8 protein-coding genes are annotated in these 6,286 nt (G+C 52.7%); 4 read left to right on the plus strand and 4 right to left on the minus strand.

What is annotated here, in order from left to right; all coding sequences use genetic code 11:
* Positions 1-135: 135 nt before the first annotated feature.
* Positions 136-534 (minus strand): ATP synthase subunit I, encoded by a 399-nt coding sequence (locus RSA72_RS13400; protein ID WP_332623987.1) that lies wholly within the window; start codon positions 532-534, stop codon positions 136-138.
* Between the two features lie 170 nt (positions 535-704).
* Positions 705-1,544 carry a metal ABC transporter solute-binding protein, Zn/Mn family gene (locus RSA72_RS13405; protein ID WP_332623988.1) on the minus strand — a complete coding sequence of 280 codons (840 nt, stop codon included), beginning with the start codon at positions 1,542-1,544 and terminating at the stop codon, positions 705-707.
* Positions 1,545-1,683: 139 nt separating this feature from the next.
* On the opposite strand from RSA72_RS13405, the gene RSA72_RS13410 reads away from it, so the two are divergent.
* From RSA72_RS13410 to znuB, 3 genes are read left to right on the plus strand one after another with little or no spacing between them, the layout of a single operon-like run.
* Positions 1,684-2,181, plus strand: coding sequence for a transcriptional repressor (locus RSA72_RS13410; RefSeq protein WP_332623989.1), 498 nt, complete (start codon positions 1,684-1,686; stop codon positions 2,179-2,181).
* Positions 2,154-2,945: a zinc ABC transporter ATP-binding protein ZnuC gene (gene znuC / locus RSA72_RS13415; protein WP_332623994.1), complete on the plus strand. Its 792-nt coding sequence runs from the start codon at positions 2,154-2,156 to the stop codon at positions 2,943-2,945. The genes RSA72_RS13410 and znuC overlap by 28 nt, the downstream gene beginning before the upstream one ends.
* Before the next feature lie 3 nt (positions 2,946-2,948).
* Positions 2,949-3,749 (plus strand): zinc ABC transporter permease subunit ZnuB, encoded by an 801-nt coding sequence (gene znuB / locus RSA72_RS13420; RefSeq protein WP_332623990.1) that lies wholly within the window; start codon positions 2,949-2,951, stop codon positions 3,747-3,749.
* A gap of 82 nt (positions 3,750-3,831) precedes the next feature.
* On the opposite strand, the gene RSA72_RS13425 is transcribed toward znuB, so the two are convergent.
* Positions 3,832-4,323, minus strand: a complete 492-nt coding sequence (locus RSA72_RS13425) for a hypothetical protein (protein WP_332623991.1) — start codon at positions 4,321-4,323, stop codon at positions 3,832-3,834.
* A 58-nt stretch (positions 4,324-4,381) separates the two neighbouring features.
* Positions 4,382-5,002: a LysE family transporter gene (locus tag RSA72_RS13430; protein ID WP_332623992.1), complete on the minus strand. Its 621-nt coding sequence runs from the start codon at positions 5,000-5,002 to the stop codon at positions 4,382-4,384.
* Positions 5,003-5,165: 163 nt separating this feature from the next.
* Between RSA72_RS13430 and RSA72_RS13435 the strand changes: the two genes are divergently transcribed.
* Positions 5,166-6,086 carry a Dyp-type peroxidase gene (locus RSA72_RS13435; RefSeq protein ID WP_332623993.1) on the plus strand — a complete coding sequence of 307 codons (921 nt, stop codon included), beginning with the start codon at positions 5,166-5,168 and terminating at the stop codon, positions 6,084-6,086.
* Positions 6,087-6,286: the final 200 nt, after the last annotated feature.

Raw genomic sequence — 6,286 nt, forward strand, 5'->3', positions numbered from 1 at the left:
CGAAGTAAGGGCATGTTCTTCAGCAGCCATAAATCACACCTGGTCAATGTCAAAAAACTAAATGGAACTTACGAATATCGCGTGCTGCCTGATATCTCGCCGGTTCCTGAAAAAACTTTTCAATTTCCGCTGCGCTTAAACCCGCTTCTGTAGACGTGACGCCCAAAATGGAGCGACCCACGTCATGGCCTGAACGAGGATAAAGCCGCAAAACAATGCCGCCGGTGACAGAGGCTTGACATTGCTTAAAATTAAAATGAATCCAACAATCACTATTGCAAACTTGCCCATCATGCCACGATACATATTGGCCAGCACTTGCTTGGTGGCCCGGGCGCCAGCGGCCCGGAATGACTGCCATGTAAAATAGCAGCTTGCCAGCCAGCATACCAGCGCACCCAAAGCTGCGCTCAATGCGGCGGCTGCGTCCTTCAGGACCCACCCTATCAAGGCTGAAACAGGAATCATACATGCTTGCAAGATGATCAAAGCTTTCGCTAATCGTCGATCAATCAAGCGACTAGTTCGGCTCATTTTTGTACACTCACAGCAATTATGCTTGACAAGTTTAGCTGATGATTATTTTTAATCGCAGGCATTATAGAGTTACACCCCTGAACATGCAATCTTTTCCCGACCTAAGTCGGGTTTTTTTCGATGATTAAAGCGCTTTTAAACGCCGCAGCCGCTGCTTATTTTTTGCATTATTTCCGTGCATTTAGCACGCAGCTCTGAGTTTGCTCCGCCAGCGTTTTCCACGCATGGATAAAACTGGCCTCCGCGTTCATGCTTTCATCGACCGGCTGGAAAGCGATCGGATTCAGTTTCTGATACTGGCTTTTGCTGGCATGCCCTTCGGCCAGCAGGCACATTTTGGCGCTTGGCCGGCTGTCCTGCAGGTATTTGATTTGCGCAATGGTCGGCGCGGCGTGCGGATCATCGGTCAAGGCGCCGGCGAATTTCAGGTTCAGCGGGCGCTCAAGGTACTGGTAAGCGTCATGATAGGACCAGTACGGCTGCGCTTTGGCGCTGACATTCAGCTTTTGCGCGGTCAGCAGCAGGCTGTGCGCGAAAGCCCGGGCATTGGCCCAGTAGCGCTCGCGGTGCGCCGGCATCTGCTGCGAGCGCAAAGCGGCAATGAAAAAGCCGATGCGCACGGCATTGTTCGGGTCCAGCCAGACATGGGTATCCACCGTATTCGGCAGCGCCTGCCCGCGCGGATTGCGCAGCGGCAGCACAGACACAATGCCTGAATCCAGCAGCGCAATGCTTTTCGGATTACCCGCCAGCAGCTTTTCCAGCGGAGCTTCATGCGCTTTGCCCAGCCAGACCACCAGATCCGCATCCTGCACCATTTTGCGGTGCATCGGCGTCAGGCTGACATCATGCCCGGACTGATGCTGCAGCAGCAGCGCCGGCTGTTCCACCCCTTTGGTCACTTCCTTCGCAATAAGATAGATGGGCTGCGTGGAAACTACCAGGCCTTGCGCCCAGCCGATTGAGCTGAACAGCGCAAAGGCGCAGAATGCAAAGAAACGGGACATGCCGGGAAATCACTAAAAACTGAATGGTGTTATAGTATAACAAATTCGCAAAAATGCCTATGCCTGATCGAAACTTGCCGCGCTTCATGCTAAGCTTTACAGTCTTTTTATTTTTGCAGTTTCGCACTTGAGGTGAGTTATGAGCTCTTGTTCGCATGGACATCACAATGCATTGCATGGCGTACATGACCACCCGAATGTGGCGCAGCGCCTTGCAGAAGCTGAAAGCCTGTGTTCAGCGGCCGGCGCGCGCCTCACCCCTTTGCGCAAAGAAGTGCTGGAACTGATTTTAACCGCGGCCGGCCCCATGGGCGCCTATGATCTGCTGGCTAAAATTAAAAGCGAATCAGACCGCCCGGCAGCGCCGCCGACCGTGTACCGCACTTTGGATTTCCTGCTGGAAAAAGGCCTGATTCACCGCTTAACCTCAATTAACGCCTATATCCCCTGCTGCCATCCGCGTGAAGGGCATCAGGCCGCCTTCCTGATCTGCACCGGATGCAGAACCGTAAAGGAAGCCTCCGCGCAAGGCCTGCTGCAGCAGCTCGATGAATTGTCCGCTTCCGACCATTTCACCGCGCAGCACAGCATTATTGAAATTTCAGGAATCTGTCAGCAGTGCAGCAGCAAGCCCTAAATGCAGCCGGCTTAATCGAGCTGAAGAATATTCATGTCCGCATCGATCAGCGCGACATCTTAAAAAATATTGACTTCACCCTGCATGAGCGTGAAATTGTCACGCTGATTGGCCCGAATGGGGCCGGAAAATCGACCCTGATTAAAGTCCTGCTGGGCATCTTAAAGCCCAGTTCAGGCCAGATCATCAGCGCGAAAAAGTTGAAGTTTTCCTATGTGCCGCAGAAGTTCAACCCTTCGCACAGCCTGCCTTTAAGAGTCTGCGACCTGCTGGCTTTGGAAAAATGCGAAGCTTCTATAAAGGAAGAGATTATCCGCGACACCGGCATCGCCAAGCTGCAGCAGGCCAAAGTGCAGCAGCTGTCCGGCGGCGAGCGCCAGCGCGTGCTGATCGCGCGCGCCCTGCTGCGCCAGCCGGATGTGCTGGTGCTGGATGAACCGATGCAGGGCCTGGACATTCAGTCTGAAGCCGAACTGTATGACTATGTGCGCAGCCTGCCGGAAAAATACGGCTGCGCCGTGCTGATGGTGTCGCATGACCTGCAGTGGGTGATGCAGGGCACGCACCGCGTGGTTTGCCTGAACAAGCATATCTGCTGCAGCGGCCTGCCGGAAAATGTGCAGCAGCATCCTGAATACCAGGCGATTTTCGGCACCAACCGCGTGTTCTATCAGCACCACCATGACCACTGCGCGCACGGTGATTCCGCAGCCCCTTGCCAGCATGATTCCCGCCCGCACATCCACCCCGAACCGGAAGCTTAAGCCATGATGGAATGGTTACAACTGCTGCTGCCAGCATGGATTATGGGAACGCTGCTGGTGTTTCTGACTGCGCCTTTGGGCTGCCTGATGCTGTGGCGCCGCATGTCATTCTTTGCCGACACCATGGCGCACGGCACGCTGCTCGGCGTCGCCATCGCCGGCGCGCTCAGCCTGCCGCTCTGGGTCGGCGTGACGCTGCTGGCCATGCTGCTGGTCGGCATCCTGTGGATTCTGCATGATCCACGCCTGCCGAATGATGCGCTGCTGGCGCTGTGCTCCGCAGCCCTGCTCTGTTCAGGCCTGCTGCTGATTCAGCATTTGCCGGACTTGCGCCCGGAACTGCTCAGCTACCTGTTTGGCGACCTGCTGACCATTTCATGGGCCGACCTGCCGGTTTTCGCTGCCGTGATTATCGGCGCTTTAGCCGTGCTGCATAAGTACTGGCAGGCGCAGATTCAGATTGCGATTGACCCGGATATTGCGGTCAGTGAAGGCATCAATGCCAAATGGCAGCGCCTGATTTTCATGCTGCTACTGGCGCTGTTTACCGTATTGGCCTTGCGCGCGGTCGGCTCATTGCTGATGGGCGCGCTACTAGTCATTCCGGCCTTAACTGCGCGCCTGATGGCGCAGTCGCCTAAGCAAATGGTGCTGTGGGCATTCGGTTTTGCACAGATCGGCATTACTGTCGGCCTGTGGTCCAGCGCCGGCCTGAATGTATCGACCGGCTTAAGCATTGTGCTGACCATGGTGCTGCTGTTTGCCGTAGTTTTTGCGCTGCAGAAATTCAGCAAACCGGCTTAAAAAGAAGCCATGCCGCTGCATGGCTTTTTTAACGGCATGACCGCTTAAATAAGCGCCTAAAGCCAAATATCAGGTACCCTTTTTAACGCTGAATAATGCGCTTATTTTGCAGCTTTAAATAATCCTGCAAAAGCACCGCCTCAAGGCGTTTATTGGATTTAAAGCGGATCCAGCGCTCACCGTCCCAGCCCTCCGGAAATATGCCAAAACCCAGCAGGCAGGCATTTTCAGCAAACTCGGGATACAGCGCCATTACAATTAATCTATAGCGACTATAGTCATCGCGCGGATCAGCGTATGGCAATACATCCTCATATGCAAGATCAAAGGGCTTAATGAATACAGCGTAATCGCCATGATCAGTCTGGATCAGATCGGCAGGCGTTTTATTAAAGCGCAGCTGGAACTGGTTTTCTGCAAAAGCTTTAAAATTCATCCGGGTTTCAGCTGTGCAGGACTCTTCCTTAACCGCATGAATATCCTGCATAATGAAATTATTATCAAAAGGCTCTATAAGCTCTTCGGCGCCAGCAGGCAGCGGCGCACCGCCCAGCATCAAGCTAAAACACAGCATGCTGTAAAAAGTCATGCTAAATACAGGTTTTTTCATTTTGAATTATTTCACTGTTAAGCTACTGATGCACCAAGCTCAGCAGTCCGGCAGCGCAGCTGAACAAGAGCGCAAAAGTCCGATTCATATATTTCTGCTGCCGCGGCGATTTAAGCAAGCGCAAAACTTTAGCAGCCAGTCCGGTATAGCCCGCCATGACAATCAGGTCAATACTGATCATGGTCACAGCCATAACCACATATTGAGGCCACTGCGGCTTGGATAAATCCAAAAACTGCGGCAGAACGGCCAGCAGGAAAACGATGGCTTTAGGATTGCTTAAATTGATCAGAAAACCGTACAGCGCCAGCTGCACGCGGGACTTTTGCTGAACATCCTGCAGAATTTCAATGGCTTGAAGCGGTGCGCGCCATTGCATACAGGCTAAATACAGCAAATAGCCCACGCCAAACCATTTCACCAGCAGAAATGTCCAAGGCGTAGAGGCAAACAGCACCCCTGCCCCGGCAGCCACAATGCCGATCTGCGCCAGAAGCGCCAGCTGCAGGCCTAAAGCATTCCAATAGCCGCGCTTAAAGCCGTAATTCAGGCCGCTGGACATAGATGCAATTGCGCCTGCGCCCGGAGAAAGGCTGATGAGCCAGCACGCCAGCATATAAGCCAGCCAAATTTGGAAGGACATAAAATCAATGCTTTTCAGAAGGGATATGAATTATATGACATTTACAGCTTTTAAGCGGGACGGAACTGCAGATTAAAAATGCGGATCAGGCTACCCAGTGCACGGCTGATAGGGCACAATAGCAGCAGCTACGCAAAAAATACCAATATTTCAGGAGCCATGAATGACCGCCCAATCTGTAATTTTGCCACTCCCTTCAGATCATGCCCGCTTTATTGTCCTCCGCTTAAAAGACTTAACGATTGAAGAATTAAAAGAAAAGCTCGCGGATCTATTCAGCACGCGCGACCGCTTAATCACCCAGCATCCGCAAGCGCAGATTAAAACCGCCGCGGCTTTTGGCCCTGAACTTTGGGCAAAGCTTTACAGCCAAGCCCCGGAAGGCTTTAAGCAATTGGCGCCTATTGCCGGCGCTTTTGAAATGCCTGCCGTTCCTGCCGATATACTGATTCACATTGCGGCCCAGCGCGCAGACATCTGCTTCGCGCTCAGCCAATCCTTCTTTGAAGGCATTCAGGATAAAGTTGAAGTGCTGGATGAACGGGTCTGCTTCCGCAACTTTGATGGCCGTGACCTGACTGGCTTTATTGACGGCACAGAAAACCCGCAATTCCCGGATGACCGCGCGGAAACTGCGCTGCTGGCTGAGGGCGCCGGCGCATTCGCAGACGGCTCTTTCATTTTTGCGCAGCGCTATGCGCATAACTTGGATAAATGGAAAAAACTGAAAGTTGATGCGCAGGAGCAGGTGATGGGCCGCACCAAACTTGAATCGATTGAACTGGATGATGAGGTAAAACCGGAAAATTCCCACGTTGCCCGCACCGTAGTTGAAGACAGTGAAGGCGAAGAGCTGGCGATTCTGCGCCACTCACTGCCTTATGGCGATGGCCGCGGCGACCAGGGCCTGTTCTTTATTGCCTACACCAATGACTTGAGCATCATCGACAGCATGCTGCTGCGCATGTTCGGCACCAGCGGTGACGGCATTCATGACCGCCTGCTGCATTTCGTGACGCCAATGGATGGCGCCTATTACTTTGCGCCAAGCGAAGAATTGCTGGAAGAAGTTTTGGAAGGCTAAACCGAAGGGGCTCCGGCCCCTTTTCAATTAGCGCTAATCAAGCGCCAACATCATGATTTAAAAAATTTATTCCGCCTGAAAGCGATAACGCTTAAAGTTCAATGCAGCATAAGAATTTTTTCCTGCCTTTCTTTTTATTTCTTTCCTGCATAAAAAAAAGCCCCCTGACTCGCTAGAGTCAGGGGGCTTTTGAATAATGA

The sequence above is a fragment of the Acinetobacter sp. genome (genome assembly GCF_036659555.1).
GTDB lineage: Bacteria > Pseudomonadota > Gammaproteobacteria > Pseudomonadales > Moraxellaceae > Acinetobacter.

Excerpts from the sequence above, each read along its gene's own strand:
- RSA72_RS13400 (WP_332623987.1), bottom strand. The coding sequence starts at position 534 with ATGAGCCGAACTAGTCGCTTGATTGATCGACGATTAGCGAAAGCTTTG.
- RSA72_RS13405 (WP_332623988.1), bottom strand. The coding sequence starts at position 1,544 with ATGTCCCGTTTCTTTGCATTCTGCGCCTTTGCGCTGTTCAGCTCAATC.
- RSA72_RS13410 (WP_332623989.1), top strand. The coding sequence starts at position 1,684 with ATGAGCTCTTGTTCGCATGGACATCACAATGCATTGCATGGCGTACAT.
- znuB (WP_332623990.1), top strand. The coding sequence starts at position 2,949 with ATGATGGAATGGTTACAACTGCTGCTGCCAGCATGGATTATGGGAACG.
- RSA72_RS13425 (WP_332623991.1), bottom strand. The coding sequence starts at position 4,323 with ATGCTGTGTTTTAGCTTGATGCTGGGCGGTGCGCCGCTGCCTGCTGGC.
- RSA72_RS13430 (WP_332623992.1), bottom strand. The coding sequence starts at position 5,002 with ATGTCCTTCCAAATTTGGCTGGCTTATATGCTGGCGTGCTGGCTCATC.
- RSA72_RS13435 (WP_332623993.1), top strand. The coding sequence starts at position 5,166 with ATGACCGCCCAATCTGTAATTTTGCCACTCCCTTCAGATCATGCCCGC.